The organism is Leptolyngbya sp. 'hensonii' (genome assembly GCF_001939115.1).
Classification (GTDB): domain Bacteria; phylum Cyanobacteriota; class Cyanobacteriia.
Window position 1 is genome coordinate 184,324 of record NZ_MQTZ01000041.1, and the last position, 21,486, is coordinate 205,809.

21 protein-coding genes are annotated in these 21,486 nt (G+C 54.4%); 15 read left to right on the forward strand and 6 right to left on the reverse strand.

Annotated elements, in window-relative coordinates:
- Positions 1 to 36 precede the first annotated feature (36 nt).
- Positions 37 to 2,565: an O-antigen ligase family protein gene (locus tag BST81_RS12780; protein WP_075598885.1), complete on the reverse strand. Its 2,529-nt coding sequence runs from the start codon at positions 2,563 to 2,565 to the stop codon at positions 37 to 39.
- Between the two features lie 235 nt (positions 2,566 to 2,800).
- Between BST81_RS12780 and BST81_RS12785 the strand changes: the two genes are divergently transcribed.
- The gene (locus BST81_RS12785; RefSeq protein WP_083636831.1) at positions 2,801 to 3,292 is read left to right on the forward strand and encodes a hypothetical protein; all 492 of its coding nucleotides are present in this window, start codon (positions 2,801 to 2,803) and stop codon (positions 3,290 to 3,292) included.
- 219 nt (positions 3,293 to 3,511) lie between these two features.
- Here BST81_RS12785 and BST81_RS12790 read toward each other — a convergent pair whose 3' ends face one another.
- Positions 3,512 to 3,904 (reverse strand): nuclease A inhibitor family protein, encoded by a 393-nt coding sequence (locus tag BST81_RS12790; protein ID WP_075598886.1) that lies wholly within the window; start codon positions 3,902 to 3,904, stop codon positions 3,512 to 3,514.
- A gap of 333 nt (positions 3,905 to 4,237) precedes the next feature.
- Between BST81_RS12790 and BST81_RS12795 the strand changes: the two genes are divergently transcribed.
- Complete coding sequence (locus BST81_RS12795; protein WP_253188268.1) at positions 4,238 to 4,984, forward strand: DNA/RNA non-specific endonuclease; 747 nt, start codon at positions 4,238 to 4,240, stop codon at positions 4,982 to 4,984.
- Between the two features lie 92 nt (positions 4,985 to 5,076).
- Positions 5,077 to 5,532 carry a hypothetical protein gene (locus BST81_RS12800; protein ID WP_075598888.1) on the forward strand — a complete coding sequence of 152 codons (456 nt, stop codon included), beginning with the start codon at positions 5,077 to 5,079 and terminating at the stop codon, positions 5,530 to 5,532.
- 114 nt (positions 5,533 to 5,646) lie between these two features.
- Here BST81_RS12800 and BST81_RS28085 read toward each other — a convergent pair whose 3' ends face one another.
- Complete coding sequence (locus BST81_RS28085) at positions 5,647 to 5,796, reverse strand: hypothetical protein (RefSeq protein WP_171974747.1); 150 nt, start codon at positions 5,794 to 5,796, stop codon at positions 5,647 to 5,649.
- A 16-nt stretch (positions 5,797 to 5,812) separates the two neighbouring features.
- On the reverse strand, positions 5,813 to 6,409 hold the full coding sequence (locus BST81_RS12805) for a hypothetical protein (protein ID WP_075598889.1): 597 nt from the start codon (positions 6,407 to 6,409) through the stop codon (positions 5,813 to 5,815).
- A gap of 161 nt (positions 6,410 to 6,570) precedes the next feature.
- On the opposite strand from BST81_RS12805, the gene BST81_RS28845 reads away from it, so the two are divergent.
- The 12 genes from BST81_RS28845 (at position 6,571) to BST81_RS12865 (ending at position 18,560) form a co-directional block, all read left to right on the forward strand.
- A complete protein-coding gene (locus BST81_RS28845) occupies positions 6,571 to 7,734 on the forward strand; it encodes a YiaA/YiaB family inner membrane protein (protein ID WP_253188269.1) in 1,164 nt (387 codons plus the stop codon).
- 22 nt (positions 7,735 to 7,756) lie between these two features.
- Positions 7,757 to 8,329, forward strand: a complete 573-nt coding sequence (locus BST81_RS12815; protein WP_143780327.1) for a hypothetical protein — start codon at positions 7,757 to 7,759, stop codon at positions 8,327 to 8,329.
- Between the two features lie 176 nt (positions 8,330 to 8,505).
- The gene (locus BST81_RS12820) at positions 8,506 to 9,246 is read left to right on the forward strand and encodes a hypothetical protein (RefSeq protein WP_075598891.1); all 741 of its coding nucleotides are present in this window, start codon (positions 8,506 to 8,508) and stop codon (positions 9,244 to 9,246) included.
- A gap of 3 nt (positions 9,247 to 9,249) precedes the next feature.
- Entirely contained in the window at positions 9,250 to 10,398 is a 1,149-nt protein-coding gene (locus BST81_RS12825) for a hypothetical protein (protein WP_075598892.1), read from the forward strand.
- Positions 10,399 to 10,408: 10 nt separating this feature from the next.
- The gene (locus BST81_RS12830; protein WP_083636832.1) at positions 10,409 to 11,161 is read left to right on the forward strand and encodes a hypothetical protein; all 753 of its coding nucleotides are present in this window, start codon (positions 10,409 to 10,411) and stop codon (positions 11,159 to 11,161) included.
- A gap of 14 nt (positions 11,162 to 11,175) precedes the next feature.
- Positions 11,176 to 12,732, forward strand: coding sequence for a TrbI/VirB10 family protein (locus BST81_RS12835; protein ID WP_075598894.1), 1,557 nt, complete (start codon positions 11,176 to 11,178; stop codon positions 12,730 to 12,732).
- A 6-nt stretch (positions 12,733 to 12,738) separates the two neighbouring features.
- Positions 12,739 to 13,503 carry a hypothetical protein gene (locus BST81_RS12840; protein ID WP_075598895.1) on the forward strand — a complete coding sequence of 255 codons (765 nt, stop codon included), beginning with the start codon at positions 12,739 to 12,741 and terminating at the stop codon, positions 13,501 to 13,503.
- Positions 13,503 to 14,837, forward strand: coding sequence for a hypothetical protein (locus BST81_RS12845; RefSeq protein WP_075598896.1), 1,335 nt, complete (start codon positions 13,503 to 13,505; stop codon positions 14,835 to 14,837). The genes BST81_RS12840 and BST81_RS12845 overlap by 1 nt, the downstream gene beginning before the upstream one ends.
- The gene (locus BST81_RS12850) at positions 14,834 to 15,412 is read left to right on the forward strand and encodes a hypothetical protein (protein ID WP_075598897.1); all 579 of its coding nucleotides are present in this window, start codon (positions 14,834 to 14,836) and stop codon (positions 15,410 to 15,412) included. Before BST81_RS12845 ends, BST81_RS12850 begins: the two co-directional genes overlap by 4 nt.
- 36 nt (positions 15,413 to 15,448) lie before the next feature.
- Entirely contained in the window at positions 15,449 to 17,170 is a 1,722-nt protein-coding gene (locus BST81_RS12855; protein WP_075598898.1) for a type IV secretion system DNA-binding domain-containing protein, read from the forward strand.
- 69 nt (positions 17,171 to 17,239) lie between these two features.
- Entirely contained in the window at positions 17,240 to 17,968 is a 729-nt protein-coding gene (gene tpiA / locus BST81_RS12860; RefSeq protein ID WP_075598899.1) for a triose-phosphate isomerase, read from the forward strand.
- 118 nt (positions 17,969 to 18,086) lie between these two features.
- Entirely contained in the window at positions 18,087 to 18,560 is a 474-nt protein-coding gene (locus tag BST81_RS12865; RefSeq protein ID WP_075598900.1) for a hypothetical protein, read from the forward strand.
- 10 nt (positions 18,561 to 18,570) lie between these two features.
- On the opposite strand, the gene BST81_RS12870 is transcribed toward BST81_RS12865, so the two are convergent.
- Positions 18,571 to 20,034 carry a TolC family protein gene (locus BST81_RS12870; RefSeq protein WP_083636835.1) on the reverse strand — a complete coding sequence of 488 codons (1,464 nt, stop codon included), beginning with the start codon at positions 20,032 to 20,034 and terminating at the stop codon, positions 18,571 to 18,573.
- Positions 20,035 to 20,143: 109 nt separating this feature from the next.
- Entirely contained in the window at positions 20,144 to 21,481 is a 1,338-nt protein-coding gene (locus tag BST81_RS12875; RefSeq protein ID WP_075598902.1) for a TIGR03279 family radical SAM protein, read from the reverse strand.
- Between the last annotated feature and the right edge of the window lie 5 nt (positions 21,482 to 21,486).

The window sequence follows — 21,486 nt, forward strand, 5'->3', positions numbered from 1 at the left end:
ATGCAAGTAAGCCACTAAACCCAGCAAACGGGTTGATTAGGGGGCGATCTCAGACAGAAAATCATCGCGCCACTGCTGAAGTGCTGTATCTAGCTCTCGGTTATACATAGGAGCAGGCAATAGGCTTTCAAAGAAGCGTGACACCGGAATGTTTTCCTCTGCGACCAGAAAATCCAGGGGAGCAGGTCCATCAATGTGACGATTCAGTGGGCCAAACCCAAACCGTTCTCGTCGGTACTGCCGTCGGGGTGCATGTTGCTTCAACCACTGATCAAAAGTGGCCGATCGGTCCATGCTACTCAGGAACGTGGTCTGCAGTTCAGGGGTAAAAGGGGTTTCAGTCCCCAACACCCACGCCTGTTGCAGGAGGGCCGAACGCTGAGCCGGATTCAACCAGGCTGCCAGAACCAAGGCCCAACTGGGGGTAACCCGGCGCACCGGCATCCCAGTTGCTGGGAGGAAGCGTTGCAGGTCCGTTGTGATGGACTTGCCCTCAGCCAGGTCAAGCACCAATCGACCCACCCCAGTCCGATCGTGTCGCCAGTCCGATCGTGCCCCTGCCAGGTTCCCTCGCCACCAACGGACCCCGCCCCGACTCTGATGCAAAAGTTCGGTCAGGCTTCTGGCTTGGGGATAAGTCCGAAGTAGGTCGGTGTACCCAACTTCGAGCCGATCCAGGAGTACCCCATACAGGGGCTGAAAGTGAGCTGAACTCCAGACCGAACTGGTAATTAGCTGGGGATCGCGCAAGGCCTCCAGGACGATGGCCGTGATTGCAGGTTCAACCTTCCCCTGGGCCAGGAGACTCAGGCCCAAACCGTAGAAGATCCCACGTTTGGCCGGAATTAACCGGGCCGATCGGGCGAAAGCCGCCGTTGCCGCCTGAGGATTCTGATTCAGCAGCAACCAGCCCAGGTTCGTCTGGCCAAATTCCTGGTAAGGGGCAACTCGGTTTCCTATCTCCAGCCAGGTGGCCCCCTCTTTTTGCAACGTCTGCTTTTGCTCAGGATTGGGGGTCAACAGGCTCAGGTTGCCCAGATTCCAGCCCAATTGAAGCGGATAGTAAGGTTCCCAGGGAGCCAATTGGTGGGCCTGACTGAGGGATTGGACAAAGCCCTCAACCTGCTGCCGACCCAGAGCCAGAAACCCCTGATTTGAGAGACCCCAGGCTCGATGAATAGGCAGCAGCCAGAGAACTACGGCAACCAGAAGCCCCAAGGCAGCAATGGTCCCGCTCATCAACGTTTTCGCTCCCAACTCAGGCTGTTGCAGATCTGGAGAGCCCGGATTCTGCTCCCGCAAAGCTGCAGCCAGAAAAGCCAAGGCCACAATCAGACTGCCACTGATACAGAAAACGTCCAACTGGTAATCCGTCAAACTCAGAACTCCATAACCGGCCAGAGCTGCATAAATAGCAGGCACCAGCAGGCGATCGCTCTCAACAACCTGCTGCGGATGGTGAATCAGACGCCGTAGCCAGCGTCCTCCCAGAAATACCAGGAGAAGCAAGCCTGCACTCAGGACGAGCAAGCCTGCCCCTCCCACCTCCGCCCACAACTGTATGGGAGTATTGTGCAACTGGAAGGTCTGCTCCGCCTCCCACCCAGCCCAGGTAGGACGGTACCGCTGGTAGAGGGACAGCACTGAGCCAGGACCGGCCCCAAACCAGGGATGGGCTAGCCCAATTTGCCAGCCTGTGGTAGCTGTAACGACCCGAAAAAAGTCGCCCCCGACTTCTCCCCGCGCCAGGGCCATCAGCAGACTCCGCAGCCGACTATTGGTGACCGCCAGCAGAAGGGCCACTGCCCCAATCCCGATCAGACCCAGCCAGGATCGTCGTGGTAAAACGCCGGTCAGATTCAGCAGCACAAATCCGGTCCCGATCGCCACCACCCCTCCCAACCAGCCTCCACGAGAATTAGTGGTATAGAGATCCAGTAATCCCAGCCCCGTTCCCGCCAGCCAGAGCCAGCGCTGCCACCCCTTTTGCAACAGGCTCAGACCGATCAGCAGCGGCAAGCCCAGCACCAGATATCCGGCCACATAACTGGAATGACCGATCGGAGCCCAGTTGCGCGTGAGCGGCAAGTAAAAGTCAAAGGGCATTTTGACCCCAGCCTGGGTCAACCCCTGCAGCCGTTGCAATTCTGGCAGCAGGGTCTGCACCGTCCAGAGCAGCAAACTGGTGACAATCAGGGCCAGCACCAGATAAGCCTGCCCTACCAGGAGCCGTAAGCGCTGCTGTGCCCCCTGCAAGGGGAAATTGACAGCGTAGAGGGCCGCCAAAAAGCAGAGTCCCATCCAACTGGACCAGCGGGCCTGACCGGGAAACTCCGCCAGCAGGGTGGATACCAGCAGCACGATCGCAGCCAGCCCCACGACCCAATCCAGCCCATTGCCCAACCCTCGGGTCTGGCGGGCCTGGCGCATTTGTCCCAGCAGCCAGACGATCGGGAGTACCAGGCCCACCTGCCAGAGCAACACCCAGGGCCAGCCTAAAACTTTGGTACTGCTATCCGGCAGTAGGGTGAACAGGACGTAAAATCCGATCGTCAACCAGGCCATGGATATCTCCTTGCAAGTGGATGGGGTTATTAAACTTAGCAGAACAGCAGGAGAGCAATAAATGTAAAGAATTAATAAGTAATTCTGAGTGGTATTGTTTTTTATTAACATAAAACTTCATAATCAGATTCATAGAAATTTTGTTCACTTCAACCCGAATTGATTTTCAGGATGCATCATGAAGGGTTCAAGTGAATTCAAAACCCATTGGTAATGATTAGGAGAGTTTTCTGTTATGTTTAGCTTTTTAAAGGAAGGTAATGCAACGACTGGCGAAACGGGGCAGGCTAATGGGTTCAGAATCCGGAAGCGTAAAGGCTATTTTCTGGAGTTGGCCGAAGAGGTGAAAGATGCCCTACCTGAAGGAGGCACGCCACAGTCCGCTCCCGCTATTGTCCCAGCTCCGGTAGCATCGGCCCCAGGATCTGAGCCTAAGCCAGCGGCAGAAACACTGGTCGTTGCGGCAGACGTTCCAGCCTCTGAAGTAACGCCAAAACGGACTAAGAAATTCCGAGGGAAAGCACCCGAACAATCTGCGGTAGCTCCTGCCCCGATCGTGGAGACCGTAGTTCCCGCACCGCAACCCGTTAAGACTCCCTCGGCTAAGCCTGAAGTAGTCACCTTCGCCACCGATTATCTGATGCCCACACCGGGGCAAACACCCCGGCGGCGTCCAGGGGCAAATATGACAGCTTATCTGGATATGGCCCGGCAGATGAAGCAGTAGGGCCTCTGATTGAAATGGAAAGGGGATGGATCGATCCATCCCCTTTTCTTTGGCCCCTTTTCTTTGGTCCCTTACCAAGAAAGAATTGCAGATGAATCCAATCAGGTTTACCACTCGCATTGCAACAGATGGCAACGTAGGAAAACCTAGATTTTGCACTCATTCTGCAACAAGATTTGAGCCATCACCACTGTTATTGTAACTAATTACGGCAAATTTTCAGGTCTCGATCACTTTTGTGGCCAATCCAGCCAATCCATTCTTGGCTTTGGGTTTGCCCACAATATACACATCAAGCTCGATCGTTCCCACTCGATAAACCGTGATTTCTGATAGGTTATCTTCCACAATCTGCTTCAACTGTTGAAACTTTGGCACATTGGCCTGCTGAATCTCATCGTGCCATTCCTTCGACACGGCCAGATTGCGAAAGAGATAGTCCAGATCGGTTTCCTCAACCTGCGTATCAGGGGCATGGCCAGTCAATTCCAACAGAACTTCCGCACTGAGGGAATTTACATTGTCCCAGTGAAATCCCTCAAATGGAAATTCGGATTCGCTGGGCATGAGCAAACCTGCACTGGCTTGATTTAAGGTCTCAGTAATCGTCATAAGGGATTAGATGCTTGGGAGTCCATGCTGAAATATAGCAGAGCTTCTGCCGGACGACTACCGTTCCCTAATCTTCTCAGGTTCCCACAAAGAATTGTGATGAATGTGTTCTTCGTACTTTACTTCCAACTGGATCAATTTAAGAATCCACCCTTGGTTGCTTTGTGTTCGGTTGACTCGATTTACTCTCCATTCGCACCAAGAGGATTCTTCATGAAATTTGGACGGTTCAGGGCGTTTGCACTGATTACTGCTAGCAGTATTCTTGCGCTACCTTTAATTCTTTCTTCCAAGCTTGCACAATCTCAATCTTCAGTTAGCGTCCACTTAACGATGGGTAATCCCAGCAACGCCATCACCAGCACAAGCTATCCCAACAACTATTTGATGGTTAAATCCCAGTATGTGCTGTCGTACAACAACAGCAAGCGCATTCCTAACTGGGTGAGCTGGCAACTCAACTCCTCCTGGCTGGGAAGTGCCCCCAGACAGGATGACTTCCGAGCCGATACCACTCTTCCCAGCTCGTTCTACCGTGTCAGTGGTAGCGACTACAGTGGCAGTGGATTTGACAGAGGCCACATGACTCCCAGTGCAGATCGGACCAGCTCGGTAACCAACAACTCGGCCACCTTCCTGATGACAAACATGATTCCGCAAAGCCCTGACAACAATCAGGGGGTTTGGGCGAATCTGGAAGACTATGCCCGCACTCTGGTTGGGCAGGGCAAGGAACTGTACATCATCTCCGGTGCCTATGGCAGTTGTGGAACCGGGAGTGCCGGATATAAGTGCTCTTTTCCCGCCAAAACAAATCCCAGCTATGCCATCACAGTTCCCAACAGAACCTGGAAAGTGATCGTGGTCCTGGATCGGCCTGGCCTAGGGGTGAGTGGAGTCACTACAACTACCCGAGTCATCTCGGTGGATATCCCTAATACTCAGGGGGTTCGCAATGCGAACTGGCGTAGTTATCGCGTCAGTGTAGACAGCCTGGAGCAGAAAACTGGATACAACTTCCTCTCGGCTGTGCCTTCCAGCGTTCAGAATGTCATCGAAGCGAAAGTGGATAATCAGTAGGTTGTCCTGAGCTTGCTTTGCTAAATCTATAGCCCTATCCTTGAGTGCCTTTGGATAGGGCTATACTAACTATTATCTTGAATCAAATTGCAATGAAATTGATTGTTAGCGTGAAAGTTGCCCTGTGGTCTGTTGCACTATTGGCAGGAATCCCTACAAGCACTGCTGTGGTTCAGGCGCAAGATATTGATCTGGTTTGTTATGTCCAAACCTCTGGTCAACAGATTTCTGATTTAAGCAAATGGTGTGGGAGCAGTGAGGCGGTATTACGGAGACTTCGGAGCCTTTCGCCAGCACAGCGAAAAGCTCAGTTTTTGCAAAGTATTTATCGACAATTTCAAAACCACCCAGAAAGAGATGTGCTGGGACAAGCGGATCCAGATGCTCTGATTGGTAAGGCCAATCAGATCTGCGAGGCGGTCAAAAGTGGCACGTATCAGCCACCAGTTCAAATCAATGAACCAGACGAGGTTCGCAGAATGGCCAATCTGGAAGAAGCACTGATCGATCAAGTTGTCCGTGAGGGGTTCTGCTTAGGGCTAGATTAGAACACCACCATTAAGGGCCAAACTAGAGGGATTAATCTCTGAAAAGTTTGGCCCAAGTAAGCAGACTCGTGTGAAAAGCCTGCCTTGAGATGCTAGGACATGGAGTAGTATGGGTTACCGTACTGAATTCAGAGCAGGCGTGCGGGAGTCAGCATCCAGTTGAGTGACGACATCAAATTGCTCAATCTGTTGCTTCAGCCACTCGGCAAACAGGTCAGAGAGGATTTTTTGCCTCAGGGTGTCATCCACAGCGGGTTGAATCATAGCAGCCCTAACCTGATCAAGGCTCAGTTTTGCGGATGACCTGGGGCAGGAAAGCAGATAGTTCGCTAACCAACCAATCCTGCGCTTGCGAGGATAAGGACGCCCCCAGCATATAGTCTCCCTCTCGGGTACGCAGGATGCAGTACCGATCGTGGCTGCGCCGTCCCATAGCCCAGTAGATCTCGTCCACTCGGTGCAACTGATCCACCGCAGTCAGGGGAATATGAACCCAGCGTCGCCGCAGAGGAGTAAAGAGTTGCAGATGTAGGGCTTGCGCCTCGATCGCAATCTCTCCTACGGCCCACTGAAATCGAAACGTGCCCCCCGGAGCAGGTGGATCGATGTAAAAGGTGGGGCGACTGGTGAGCAGGAATCCCGCAATCGCCAGAGAGACAGCCGCGACAACCCAGGGCAGCCACACAGCTCCCGTCCCAATGCTTTCGGTTTGCCAGGCTATTAAGCCCTGGCGAATCAGGAGGGCACTCAGTCCGATTGCGAAGGCAGCACCGATCAAGGACAGGGCCATCTCATCAGGCAGGCGGATGCGGATCTGACGATCGCTGTATTTAACCTGAATCCGGCTGCCCTGGGGGGGTTGATTAAGTTTTTGCATAGATTGTTGATAGGTTAGTCTGGGAATTCCCCTATGATCATTGCCACCTTAACGCTTCAGAAAGGGAACAGGCTGACGATGGCAACGCGCAGGACAGCAAGCATAATAACCTTGCTCCGCTTCTCTGCGAAAAGGGTTTGCTATGATCAGGCTTTTCTGCCATGGGATTAGCCCCAATTTATCGATCGATCTCACTTCTCATTGCCCTGGCCATGGCTTTCTGTCTGGTGGTTCAATCCGCCCTGGCCGTGAATCTGACACAGGTGCAGTCAGGGGGAAACTCGCCTCTGGACTGGCTTAACCTGAACTGGTCGATCGTCGGTCGGGTGGGGGCGATCGGCGAAGACTGGGAATTTGGCATTGGCCCCAATAACTTCTCTACCCCCAAGCAGACCCTGCAGTGGACCTGGGTAAATGGGGCAGAAGTTCCCTGGAGCTTACAATGGCGCGATCGGACCCTTACCTTCAGGATTGGCCGTGAGGCAATCTTCTGGAGTCAGACTGCTCCTGTGCCCCTGATCATGGATAGCTTTTACCTGTTGACCCACGTTGAAGGGGCTGCGGGGTACGTCAGCCCGGGAACACTCCTGATTGTGGAGGTGAGACAGGTGAATGGGGCGGCTGTCAAACCTGTAGTCAGCCACAGTGGGACCCCAGGCAGAAAACTGCGGTTGAGCAAGCGGCTATTTACTGCAGATGCTCCGATCTCCTCCCTGGCTGGAACTATTCGACTGAGCTGGCCTGAGGGAGCCCTGAATCCACAGACCCAAGGAGCCCGGAGTCGCATTTTTCTGAAGATGGAGGGATTTGATACCAGAACTGCCAGACTCCTCTCCCACTCCAATGTTTTGCGTCCTCGAAGTGCCTCCTCACCGATGGGAGGTCGAACCCAATCAGACCAGCCTCCTGGTCCTGATCGATTGACAAGCCCATCTGATAAAGTACTTTCCCAGAAAACTGACCCTAAAACTGGACCCAAATTGGTTCTATCAGGCAAATTGCATCTGCCATATTCGAGATATGACGTGATCCGAGGTCTTATGGCAATGAAACCGATCAACTTTGACAAAGATACAACCGCCTGGATTTTTCAGGTTTGGGCTTCTTTTATCATTTCCATGGGGGCAATGGGCCTGAGCTTAGCCTGGTTGCCCATGGACAACTGGATGAAAGGACAATTAGGGGTCAGCTTTCTGTTTTCCATCAGCTCCAGTTTTACTCTGGCCAAGACCCTGAGAGATAATCAGGAAGCCCACAAACTAACCTCCCGCATTGATGAAGCGAGAGTTGAAAAACTGCTGGCGGAACACAACTCCCTGAAGTAGCCAAATTGGATAATTGAGTCTTATGCATAACGATTTTACAGTAAAACCCAAATGGTCAAGGGCAGATTGGAGGCTCTGGTGGGCCTGGGTGGCGGTCTGCACCCTGGGTGGGATTATTGCCATCCCATCTGGATTCTTCCTGGCGGTTTCCTTCGGTGACTACGGGCAACGGGGATTTCCCCTGGGATGGGCGTTAGTCTGGACCATCCATGGGTTAGCCCAGTGGCTGGTGCTCTGTCGCAGGATTTCCGGGTCAGGTTGGTGGATTGTGGCTACCGCGTTCGGGGGGTCACTGGCCTTACCTATATTGATGGTTCTGAACAGTACTTTCTCTAACTGGATGTCTGGCTCTATGACTCCATTGGTGTTGATGCCCTGTATCGGTGCTGTAGATGGAGCAATCGTGGGGTTGGCCCAGTCTCTTGTCCTCTGGGCTACTGTGCCCAACGTGCGGGGTGAGTGGATTTTGTCCTCTACGATCGGAGGGTTGACAGTGCTGCCACCCACCAGTGCGATGATTACGGGCATCACCCTGGTAAAACTATTCCAGCCGAAATCCCCCGTTCAACATTCGGCTTGCGGGCATGAGCATTGATCCTCCATCCGAGGTTTGGCTGAGAGGGTTCCGCCGAATTACGCTCCTGCTGAGGGCTGTGGCTGTTATTCAATGGCCAAATCAGCTCGCATGGAGTGATTCTTATGGCACATTGGTTGAGCAAGTCGGTTCGACCGAGCAGAAGCGGAAGGATAGGGGTAACCCTTTGCCTTTTGATGGCATCCCCGATCGTCTTTTCTAATTCCAGTTCTGCAGCCCCACCGCTCCTGGTGGGACAATTTTCCCTACCCGCTGGCAGTCCCCTGGACTCAGTTCTGAACAATCTCCTCAATCAAAGTCAGGCTCTCATCCATCAGACCCAACAGCAGGTGAATACCCTGCTGGGTCCCGTTCAGCAGGATTTGCAGACAGCGCTTCAGGATGCCTTTGGCTCCATGACCCTGGATGTGAATGCTGCCGAGCACAATATCCTTGATGCCATCGAGGCTGGAACAGTGCCATCTACCACAGGCATTAATCCAGTGCTAGAGCAGCGCACAACCGCAACCAGAGTCCTGACAGCGCATCACAAAACATCAACCCTCTCCCAGGAAGCCCAGGCGACTGCTAAACAGACGATCGAAACTACCCAGCAGACCCTGGCCCAGGTGCATGACTGTAACGAGCAGGGCAAAGCGGCTCAATCCACGCAGGATGCTTTGAAGTCTCTACTGTGTCAGCAATCTGGCATGGCCTCAATGGACGCGACCCTGATTCCATTGCTGCAAAAAACGATCGAAACCAATGTGGGGATTGAAACCAATCTTAGTCTGCTGAATGACCAGATTAATGGACAGTTCATAGCTGCAGAACAAAGGCGCATGGCGGAAACCAGTCAATCGCAGTTAATCCGTTCCAGTTTCAGCAGCCTGCTCTATTCGCCAAAAACTGTCCCAGCAATGCAACTCCAGAAGTAACCCATGTCTCTCACCATACGGGGCCTGTTTTCTCTTCTGGCTGTTGCTCCAGACTCCCGTTTCAATCATGAACTCAGTCAACAGGCCGCAAAAAATGCTGAAGCGATCGATCAGGTCTGGCGGGCCATGCTCCTGCCTGCCCAGAATGGCGGTCCAGCTTCCGGGAGTCTCTACCATCTCTTGACATCGCTGGGGTTATATCTGGCGGTTGGCACCCTGATTCTCTTTATCGTGCAGTGGGCTAGAAACCTGATCAACAACGATCTGGAGCGTCCCCTGACCGATCTGATCTGGCCGATCGTCATCATGGCCCTCCTGGCCCACCAAGGGTACTTACTGGCCCAAACGACGATCGGAATCCGCTATGCCATCCACTCGGTGAACAATGGTCTGCTGGAGATTTTGGACCAATCCCTCAAGGTCGAAGCCCGTCTAGCCGATATGTATAACTATCGGACCTTGGAGGAAGCCATTGACGACATTCGACATGAGTGTGATCCGATCGTGTCCGATATGGAAAAACTGAAGGGCTGTAAGCAGCAATCTGAGATCAAGCTGAATCAGCTCGCTGATGAATTTAACAGTCTCAACCGCAATGGCCAGGAGCACACCTACTACAACGCCGGACAGCAAAAAATCGCTGCCGCCAGAATAGCCCTGACCCATACCCCTAACCTGGCAGATCCCATCCCCCGTCCCTCCCCCAGAGATCGGGCATTGGAAAAAATCAGTGCGTCCCTGCTCAACCTGGGCCAAGCGTTCCAGCGCACCCTGGAAAGCTGCATGGTGATCACGGCTATTCTGGGTCCCCTGGCTGTTGGGGCTTCGCTCACCCCCTTTGGCACCAAACCCCTGTTTGCTTGGCTCTCTGCATTTCTGGGCCTGGGATTGGCCAAGTTGAGCTACAACCTGTTGGTGGCGATCGCCATCTCTTCTTTCTACGTTGCCGGGGAGCAAAACTTCCTATTTCAAGACCTGGTCAACGGTGCCCTCAACCCACTGGTGGCCTTTGGGGTGGCTTCGGGGGGCGGCAAGGCCATCTTCGAGAGCCTGATCTCGGCCAGCCCCGTCTTGAGGCTGAGAAATTACGGCAATGACCTGGTCCCCAATGCTGTATCAGGTCTATCCAACTCAAATCCCAGCTCTAAATAATTGGAGTTCCATGGTCAAATCTATTGCCCTATTACAGCACCAGAGAGAGACAAAAAATTATCTGGCGATCCTGGCGATCGGGACCCTCTCTTTGCATGTGCTTATCTGCTTGTTCATGCTGTTACTCTATGGAGCCTACTCTCGCTTGAGCCGCAAACCCGTTCCAACCCTGGTTCAACTGGCGGACGGGAGGGCGATCAAAACGGCTCCACTAGATGCACAGGAGCGGACTCCCGATACGGTGCGCAATTTTGTTGCCACCACCCTGACCTTGATGTTGAACTGGTCTGGCAAGCTGCCGCCTCAGACTGGGGAGGAAGCCCGAACACCCAAACTTGATCCAGGGATTCCGATTCATACCCTTCAAGCGGGGGAAAGGCGCGTGGCAACCGCCACCTGGCAGGCCACCTTTGCCCTTTCCGAGCGCTTCCGTCCAGAGTTTCTCCAAAAGCTGGCCGAACTGACCCCACCGGGCGTCTTCACCGGAAGCACCCAGGTTGCTCTGGTGCCGCTGGAAATTTCCTATCCGAAGAAAGTGGCCGTTGGGAAATGGAAAATCAAACTGGTGGCTAATTTACTGGTCTTTAACGCCAGAGACAACGTGGGCAAAGCCATTCCCTTCAACAAGGAAATTTTTGTGCAGGCGATCGATACCCCCAATCCGCCGCCAGAAACCACAACTCTGGCCCAGGCCATCTATACGGTACGTCAGGCGGGACTGGAAATCTATGCCATTCGAGACCTGACTCGCGAGAATCTCTAAACATGAATATCCCAATGACAGAAACCCAAGCCTTAACCCAGCCTGAGGCCACAGACGGGTCTGAGACGGTGCTGGCTCAAGACCCCGGCTGGAACGAACGTCGAGCAGCGACTATCCTCGGTTTTGAGGATCAGGAATTATCCACAGCCAATGCCGAAATACCCCTGATCAAAGCCTCGGCAGGGAACGATCTGCCTGACCCTCGCGAACACCCTGTGAGCCCTTCTTTGGGAAACAACCCAATCGCCAAGGTGGGGCTCGTTGGTGGGGTTTCTCTGGCTGCTTTTATTCTGGTCGGGTTCATCTTCAGTTCGATGACGACAATGAGCTTGAAAAGCAGTTCTGTGCAATCGTCTTCAGTGGCAGCAAACTCCAGCGAAATTCTCAACTTCACGGAAAATGCCGCATCAGAGCAACAGCAGGCGGTTCTCCTCACAGAATCCGCTTTGAGCAAGCAAGAAAAGCAACTGGCTGCCCTGTCCGACCCCAAATTAACCCGACGGGACAACAAGTCGCCATCTGAAGCAGAAACGACCCGGCCAGGGACTGTTGCTAAAGGGCCGATCGCCCCGATTGCCCCAGCCCCAGTAACCCTGCCTATCCCGGTGACACCCCTACCAGCCCCAGCATCGGTCAGGACTTTACCGAACCCAATTGAGTCTCCCAGTTCAGTGGGGGTACAACCCGTTGATCCAATGCAGCAGTGGCAGACTGCTTCCACGATCGGCAGTTACACCCCCGGTCCTAACCTGCTGACGGCTGCTCCTCCAACTGCTCCCCATACCGCAACCGTGATCGAGACTCAGCCTTTCCCCACTCCCCCAACTGTAGTGATGCCTTCCACGGCAACTCAATCTACAGTGATTCCGGACCAGAGCAACACCATCAATCCGGTTGAGGAAGCAGCCATCCTGAACGGACGACCAGTTCGCTTCCTGGCGATCGGAACCCGTGTTGCAGGCCGATTGCTGACCCCGATTCAGCGGGAGGAAGAGGCAATCCCCCAGAATTCGGCTCAGGCTGCCCCCCTACGGCTGATCGTGCGCCTGGAAGCTCCCTTGCTCAACCCCAGCGGACAGGTGGCTCTACCTGCAGGCACCGACGTGATCGCTGAAGTCCTTTCTGTGGGGCAGTCCGGGCTGGTGACCATGACGGCGATCTCGATCGTCACGGAGGGGGTGGAATACCACCTACCCGCCCATGCCATTACTATTCGGGGCCAACAGGGTTATCCGCTGATGGCCCGCCGCTTGAACGACCCTGGGGCCGAAATTGCCGGACTCGATACGGCATTGGTCTTATTTGGTGGGCTGAGCAAGGTGGGAGAACTGATCAACCGGCCCCAATCCACCACCCTGATTACAGGCCTGGGCAGCACCACCACTACCGTACAAAATTCATCCCCCGATGTGATGGCGGCTTTGATGCAGGGTGGGTTTGGGGGCCTGACCCAGCAACTGGAAACCCGGAACCAGCAGGCTCTCCAGTCCGCCATGAGCCGATCGGCCCTCTGGCTACTGGAGCCAGGAACTCCCGTAGAAGTGTTCGTCAATCAAACCTTACAACTCTAAGAACTCATGAAATTCCTTACCTCTCTAGCCATGGCCGCTGGCGCGATCGTGCTGTTTCACGGGACTGCCTGGGCCCAATCCGCCAGTCGTCAAATTCCGGCCAGCTATGCTCAGGGTCAACATCAAGCCCCCCTACAGGAACTCAAGCTATGGTCAGGCTATGGCTTGAGCCTAAGTTTCATCCCCACTGGAGAGGTGATCCAGAAGGTCTGGCTGGATAATCCTTCCGCGATCGGGATGGACTTCGATCAGATTGCTTGCCGGGGCCAGGCAGACTGCCAAACCGGGGCCACGGTGATCAACCTGCGACGAATTACACCCATCTCATTTCCTGCCCTGATTACCGATAACAACAGCACTACCCTGAAGGTCATCACCCACACCTCCGATAACCAGCGGCACCTCTACCAGTTTCGGGTTGTTCTGAGTAGTGGCACACCCGACTATGTCACAGTCGAAATCATGCCTGATCGGGCACAGGAGTCTATGACAACGGCAGCCCAGAAAACCAAAATGCTGACTGACTTGCAGACAGGATTGCAGATTGCTGAACGTAAAGGCCAAATTACCCGCCGCCAACCCCTGTGGCAGAAAGTGCAGCAGTTCAAAACGGCAGTCCAGCAGGGGATTTCTCTAGAACAAGCTGCCCGACAGGTGGGGGTGAGTTTGCCCCTAGTGCATAAACTGGTCGAATTGGGTCAGATAGACTCCAGTCTTGTCCCTATGCAGCATGACTATTCCCCTGCACCGCATCAGGTGGGAGTGGAGTGATGCGGGTTCCACGCCGTTTCATCTACAGTCTGGTGGCGCTCCTGTCTTTACTGATCGCCCTCGGGTCAGGCCTGTTAACGGGAAAGACAGACAGTCCCGCGATCGCCCAGCCTGCGCCCCTCTCGATTCCCCTAACCACCTACCGGGGAGCTCCGGTTCTTGACCCAACCCAATTCACCTTCGCTAGCCTGCCCCCCTTCGCCACTCGTGGAAGTCTGCAGGCTCCTGGATCCGCGATCGCTGCCCTGGGCTATGACCCATCCATAACCTGGAATGCAGGTGATCGTCCGGCAGATATCCTCAAGCTTGGCACCTTTCGGGATGTCTTTGCCCTGGAGCGCTTTAACCTGCAGGCGATCGGTCAATTGATGGGACTGGAGTTGTCCAAGCTATCCCTCCAGAGTTTTGAACTGATGTCCTGGCAATCGGTGACTACCCTGGTGGCAGCGATTCCAGGTCTGCAGGATCTACAGGTGAGTCAGGTGCCCCCGATCGCCGACCTCGCCGGTTCGGCTTATTGGGGAAGCACGATCGGGAATTTAGTGCGACAGGCTCCCCAGCTAGCTCAGCAGACTCTGGGCGATCGGCTTAAACTGGAGCACTATGCTCTAGACTCCATTCCAGGATTGGCCCAGACCCCTGTGGGCAATTTCTTCCAGGCTGGTCACAGCCGCATTTCCGGAGTGCCAGGGTTAGACCTGGTTCCCTCCAGCCAGTTCCCCATACCGTTGCAGATTCAACCAGGTGCGATCGTGGCCCGCATGGATTTGCCTCTCCATACCGCCGAAGGTCAGCGTACCAATACCCAGCCCATTAGTGGCAGCGATCGGGCCGGATTCAGGGTTCCCTGCAACCAGTTCTGCTCCCACTTTGAGACGGCTGAGGGCTGGCAGTGGTTTGCGGGCGATCAGCAACAGGTTCCAGGGGGAGAAGGGGTGTTGGGACAAGCCTTTGGAGGTAAAGAGCCTACGGGCAGGCTGCCCTATGGTCCGGCGTTTAAGGTGGTGGTGGCCCATGTGAATGAAGCTGCAGGCACGATCGAAACCCAGCTTTTCTTCCGGCTGTGCAGTCGAGGCTGGATAGATTTAGGCTGCACCCCCTATAGCATTGGTCCCTTGCCCTTTCTCCCCTATCGGGAGTCTGACCTGATTTTTCTGGGAGTCCAGCAACCCGGACCGATTGCCGCCGAATCCAGTACACCGACCCAGTTCATCTCCCCATCCATCTCACCCCAGACTCCCTCCGGCCCCGATCCAGGTCGGACTGTCCCCTTACCAGAAGCCAATCATACTGCCGGATCGATCGACCCCACCTTTGGCTTCGTGCAGCCATGAACCGAAATCTTCTGGGATTTGCAGGATGCCTGATTATGGTAGCCACGATCACCAGCCTGCTGATCCTGGGCAGGACCGATCGACCCTTATCAACCATCCCCGCCAGTCACCCAGTCCCGCCCATCCCAACAGCCATCCTGTCCTGCCTACCAGCACTGGAGCATCAGGAACTCAAGGCCGTCCTGCCATCCGGTGACACCACCTACTACGCGATCGGGGGCGATCGGTCCCACACCTATGATCTGGTTCTGATTGCCCTGAATCGAGGCCGATGTTATGTCCTGCGACCCGCCAATCAACGCTTACCGGTGACATTTCTGAACGCTTTTGTGTCCCAGGAACTGGCCCAACAACTCTGGCTCCAGATCTACCGGCGCACAATGCACCAACTGGGGGGACGATCGGCCTTTCAACAGCGCCTCGATCGCACAGCCACCCAACTACCAGCCGGAAAACGGGGATATCTGGCCCCTGAACAGGGCTGGGCCTTGCAGCAACTGGGCATCTCCATTCCCGATCGGCTGCACATCATCACCGCAACCGACTATCTGAGCATCCAGGAAAACCCCAAATAACGTACAGGTGTTGCCTGCAACGCCTCTTCTATCCCCATGCAACGCCTCTTTCCCAATGACTACCCTATGCAGGCATTAACCCTCTCCCTCTCTCCTCCCACCAACCCAGGCCCCCTGCCGCAGATCCTGCTCTCTCCCAGTGGCCTTACCCTGCTGACCTGCCTGATCGGAGTCGGGCTACTCTCCAGCTTGGGACAACCCTCCCACCGGAAAAACCGACTGGCCACCTCCCAGTTTGCCGGATCCAGAGAAAAAGCGATCGCCCGCCAAAAAGCCCACCGCCAGATGCGCGACCGCAAACGCAATGCCGTCACCTTTTACATTGGCAAGCCCAAAGTGAAGACAGAACTGCGATCGGGCCAGATCACCGCCAAAATCATCCGGGATACCCAGACCTTCTACCTCCCCGATGCCCAACGGGGCATTGCGGTCTGTGGCGGCCCCGGTTCCGGTAAGACCTTTTCAGTGATTGACCCCTGCGTTCGATCAGTCGTAGATCAGGGCTTCCCCCTCATCCTCTATGACTTCAAGTATCCGACCCAATCAGAGCGCCTCGCAGGCTACGCTACCCAGGCCGGGTACGAGGTGCGAGTTTTTGCTCCCGGTTTTCCAGAGTCAGAGGTCTGCAACCCCCTGGATTTTCTGCGGGACGACAATGATGCCCTGATGGCCCGCCAGATCGCAACTGTCTTGAACAAAAATTTTCAGCTTTCCGCCCAGGCATCAGAGGATTCCTTTTTTTCCGATGCCGGGGATCAATTGATTGAAGCCCTGCTGATGCTGACCAAAGGGATGAAATACGCCGACATGATCACGATGCAGGGATTCTTGAGTCTGGATGGGCTGACCGATCGTCTCCTCCAAGCAAACCTCAATCCCTGGGTACGGGCCAGTTTTGGTCAGCTCTTCTCCGTAGCCAAATCAGAGAAAACCCTGTCCGGCATCACCGGCACGGCCTTCAAGGTGATCAACCGCATGGTTAAACCGGGCATTGTGGACGCATTTTGCGGCCCATCCACGATTCCCCTGGACCTACAGGGAAAACAACTGCTGATCCTGGGCATGGACCGGGAGCGGCGGGATGTACTGGGTCCCCTCCTGGCAACCGTGCTGCACCTGATCGTCACCCGCAACGTCGTCAAGCGCCGGACCGATCCGCTGGTGGTGGCTCTGGATGAGCTGCCGACCCTGTACCTACCGAACCTGCACCAGTGGCTGAATGAAAACCGGGAGGATGGACTGGCCTGCATTCTGGGCTTTCAAAACATTGTGCAATTGGAAAAAGCTTACGGCAAAGAACTGGCCCGAGCTGTACTGGGCGGATGTGCCACGAAGGCCATCTTTAATCCCCAGGAGCCGGATTCGGCCCAGATGTTTTCGACCTATTTGGGAGACGAAGAGATTCGCTATCACCAGAAGTCCCGTAATCTGGGCAGCGGCAAAGCCAGTTACACCATTTCTGAGCAGGAGAAAACCCGCAAGCTATTTGAGCCCAGCCAGTTCCTGAAGCTGCGAAGTGGGCGCTGCATCCTAATCAGCCCAGCTTTTGAGAATAACCAGGAGGCTTCCCTACCCATGCAGGTGACAGTCAAAGTTCCCAAGGCTGACCTGGAGGCAATGGCTACCAGTCAATCGGCCTGGGATACCCTGAAAGCGACCTTGATTCATCGGAGTGCTCAGGTCAATTACACCCGTCAGGATATCCAGAATCGTTACGAGGACATCGATCGACGGTTTCCACCCAGAAAAGGGAATTAAAAATGGCCCCCTGAAGTCGTAGACTGGAGGTTAAACATTTTTAGCGTCGTTATTACAACTGGATCATCTGTGCGAAAAATTGTCATTGCCGGTAACTGGAAAATGTACAAAACTCAGGCAGAAGCCCTAGAGTTTCTGCAGGGTTTCATGCCCCTTTTAGAGGAAACGCCTGAAGACCGGGAAGTTGTTCTCTGTGTTCCATTTACAGATCTGGCGACTCTATCCAGGAATCTACATGGGGGGCGGATTCGTCTGGGTGCCCAGAATGTTCACTGGCAGGAAGTTGGGGCCTACACTGGTGAAATTTCTGCCTCCATGCTGACAGAAATTGGAGCCCGATATGTCATCATTGGCCACAGTGAACGGCGACAATACTTTGGGGAAACGGATCAAACCGTTAATTTACGGCTGAAAGCAGCTCAGGCCCATGGTCTCATCCCCATTCTCTGTGTCGGTGAAACCAAGCAACAGCGAGATGCCGGTGAAACGGAAGCGATTATTTTTAACCAACTGAAGCAAGACCTAGTTGAGGTAGACCAACAGAATTTAGTGATTGCCTATGAACCGATCTGGGCGATCGGGACAGGAGACACCTGCGAAACCAGAGAAGCCAACCGGGTGATTGGGCTGATTCGCCAGCAGCTAACCAATCCAAATGTACCCATCCAGTATGGAGGGTCTGTCAAGCCCGATAATATCGATGAGATCATGGCCCAGTCAGAAATTGATGGAGCCCTGGTGGGTGGGGCCAGTCTGCAACCGGAAAGCTTTGCCCGCATCGTGAATTATCAGACATAGACAGATAATCGGCTACTCCCCCACTAAACTCCGGTTTCTTACGGCCAAAGCTCCAAATTTGATGGGCAGGACGGTTGAGAAACCGGGTTTTCTATCAATATTGGACTGAGGTTAAACCATGGCTGACCATTCCCGAAAACCTTGGGCCTTGATTCTGGCCCTGGGCACGATCGTTCCCGCCACTGTACACCAGATGATCCCTGGGAGCGCCCAAGCTCCCGTTTCCCCCCTGACACCAAAAACTGCCAATCCACGCACTGGTTTCAATCCCATTTCACTAACCGGGATTCCAGCAGGTCAGTTGACCGATCGAGATCCCAAACTGGCCATCATCAAAACTTTTGGCGCACGGGAATCGGCTCGTCCAGAAGGACTCCGTTCAGAGTCCCTAGAGGTCCTTTATCTGGAAGGGGGCAAGGCCGTAGCCACTATGATTGTGGATGGGCTGTCGGATGACTCTGTTCGGGCCACAAAACTTCGGATCGAATTGCAGCTCGTTCGGGGGCGATGGCAGATTAACTGGGCTGGTAGCCAGGTCAAATGCTTGGCCGATCGTGGCCACTCCGATTGGTCCAACCAGCCCTGCAATTAACTCCGTAACATCAGGTAGAACCCAGGGGAGTTGAGAAGTTGCTGATGGCCCGCTGGAGGGAAGCCAGCGCCCGGTTATAGCTAATAATGGCCTGCAGACGGTTGGATTCAGCCTGTGTCAGGGCAGTTTCTGCGTTAATCACATCAGTTTGGGTGCCGACACCCGCCTGGAATCGCAATCGGGCTAACCGCAGGGCTTCTGTAGCCTGCTCCAGCGCTAATGCTGCCGTCTGGATATTGGCAAAGTTGGACTGCAACTGATAGTAAGCCTGCTCTACCTGGAACCGGACTTGGTTACGGGTGTCAGCAAACCGCACCTCGGCAATCTCCATATTACGGGTTTGCTGATCGGCTTGGGCCTGGGCTACGCCCCCATCATACAGGCTCCAGCTCAGCCGTGCACCCACCGAGTATCCATCCGCCAAACCAGGATTGGGCCTGGCATCAAAGTCGGTGTAGACATTATAGTTTGCGAAAACATTTAACTGTGGCCCCAGAGCAGCCAGAATCGCTGCCCGCTGGCGTTCGTTAATCTCCCGCTGTACCAGTTGTTGCTCTAACTCTGCCCGATTCTTGAAAGCCAGCACGATACTATTTTCCAGGGATAAATCCCAGAGGCCAACAACTTCTATCGCATCGGCTGCAGTAATATTGGCTGACTGAGATAAGCTCAATCGCTGAGCCAGTTGTCGTCGAGCAATTTGCTGCTGACTGAGCGCACTCGTCAGAGTTTGTTGGGCGTTAGCCAGTTGGACCTGGGATTGTAAGACATCAAACCGCGTACCGACACCTGCTCTTTCGCGAGCCTCCGCATCCCGTAAGCTGATCGCCGCATTTCGAACCGAAGCGCGCGAAATCCGCACCTGTTCATCGGCCTGTTGCAGCGCATAGTAATCAGTAGATACATCCAGACGGAGCTGCTCAGCCTGCAGTTCATACTGTAATTCGTTGTAGCGGACCTGGCGTTCGGCAGCCTGGATATTCGCGGTTGTTCTGCCCGAAGTATAGAGTGGATAGCTGACCTCAAGCGTACCTGTGAGTGGAGCACTGATGGTGTTCTGGTTATTCTGGGAGTTGGCGAGGGATGTCAGGGTAGAATTCTGCTGCTGCCGAACTGAAAATTCCCCCTGAGCCGAATCCGAATAGCTGAGATTACTTTGGAATGTGACCGTGGGATTTTCGGAGGCTCGAGCGGCCTGGAGTGCAGACTGGCTGGCCCGCAACTGCAACTCAGTCACCTGCAAAGCCCGGTTATGCCGTCGGGCCAGTTCAAAAGCCTGTTGTAGGGTGATGGGTTCGTTAACTTTAATCTGCACTTCCTCCGATCGGGTTGGAAACTGCAGCGGATTGGCATTGGGATTTAACACTTCTGGTACAGGGGTGGCGGTCGATCGTACATCCTGAGCCAGGGCAGGACTGCTCAGAATCAAGGCCGCACCCAACCCCATCACCACACGAGAACGAAAGCTTCTCATAAACCTCACTACCTTAACAATGCACGTCTGAACTAAATGGAGTGTCCAAACGAATTCAACCTTACCAAATATAAGCTGCTTCTAAAGGAATAAACCTCACCCAAAGGAGCTATGGTAACTTGCCCGTACAGGCAGTCAAGAGGGCTTCTATACCCGCAACCGGGAGAAATGGGGTCTGTAACTGCTGGATCAGTTCTTCCACAGTTCTGTCATCCAGGAAGCGGGTCTCACCCTGCTTCAACATTACCGTAGGCAGAAGGACCGCATCACCCAGAGATCGGTTTTGCAGGCCCTGGAGTAAATCGTGCCCCGTGAGCAAGCCCGTGACACTGATCTCCTGGCCCCAGTAATCGCTCCGGAGTGCCGCCAGATGAACGGTTAACCCCTCCACCTGGTTCAATTGCTGGACGATCGGGGCAAAAGCTTGTTCTACTGCATTGCCCACAACCCAGGTCAGCGTTCGGGGAGTCCTCACCCGATCGGGCAGTTGTTGGGCAGCAACGGCAAATTCCTTCAAGAACAGTCGAATCGACCCCACACCATTGCCGATCTGAGGATAGGTCTCATAATGCTCCTCTGGGGGCAGATCCCGACCCGCAATCAAAAACCACTCATCGGCCAACCAGGCAAAAGTCGAACCCGTCTGACGATGAAACTGCGCCTGTAAAGGCTGAACCTGGTCAATCACCTCCTGGGCTTTGGTGGGTGTCACCGGCACCAGCTCATCCGCAGCCGGACGAAAGCGGGTCAGTCCCACAGGCACCACGGCCACAGAGGCCACCGCTGGCACCTCCCCCTGATGAAATTGGGCCAGGTCCAGCAGGGTGCGATCCAGATGTGCCCCATCGTTGATCCCCGGACAGACCACCACCTGGGCATGAATCTGCAGACGATGCTGCTGGAACCAGCGTAATTGCTCCAGCACCTGTCCGGCACGGTCATTCTTCAGGAGGCGACTCCGCACCACCGGTTCTGTGGCATGGACCGACACATAGAGGGGGGATAGGCGCATGGCAGCGATCCGCTCCCACTCCCGTTGGGATAGATTAGTCAGGGTCAGGTAACTGCCGTAAAGGAAACTCAACCGGTAGTCATCATCCTTCAGGTAGAGGGTCTGGCGTTTTCCAGGGGGTTGCTGGTCAATGAAGCAGAAAGGACAGCGATTATTACACTGAATCAGGCCATCAAACAGAGCCGACTCAAACTCCAGACCCAGATCATCGTCATACTCCTTCTCGATTTCTACCCGATGGGTTTTGCCCTTTGCATCCAGCACTTCCAGTTCCAATACCTCATCGGCACAGAGAAACTGGTAATCAATCAGGTCGCGAGGATGTTGACCATTAATCGATACCAGCCGATCGCCCGGTTCAAACCCAATTTCTTCGGCGATCGAGCCGGACAGGACATGGGTAATCAAAGCAGGCCGAATTGTGGATGTACTCATAAGGA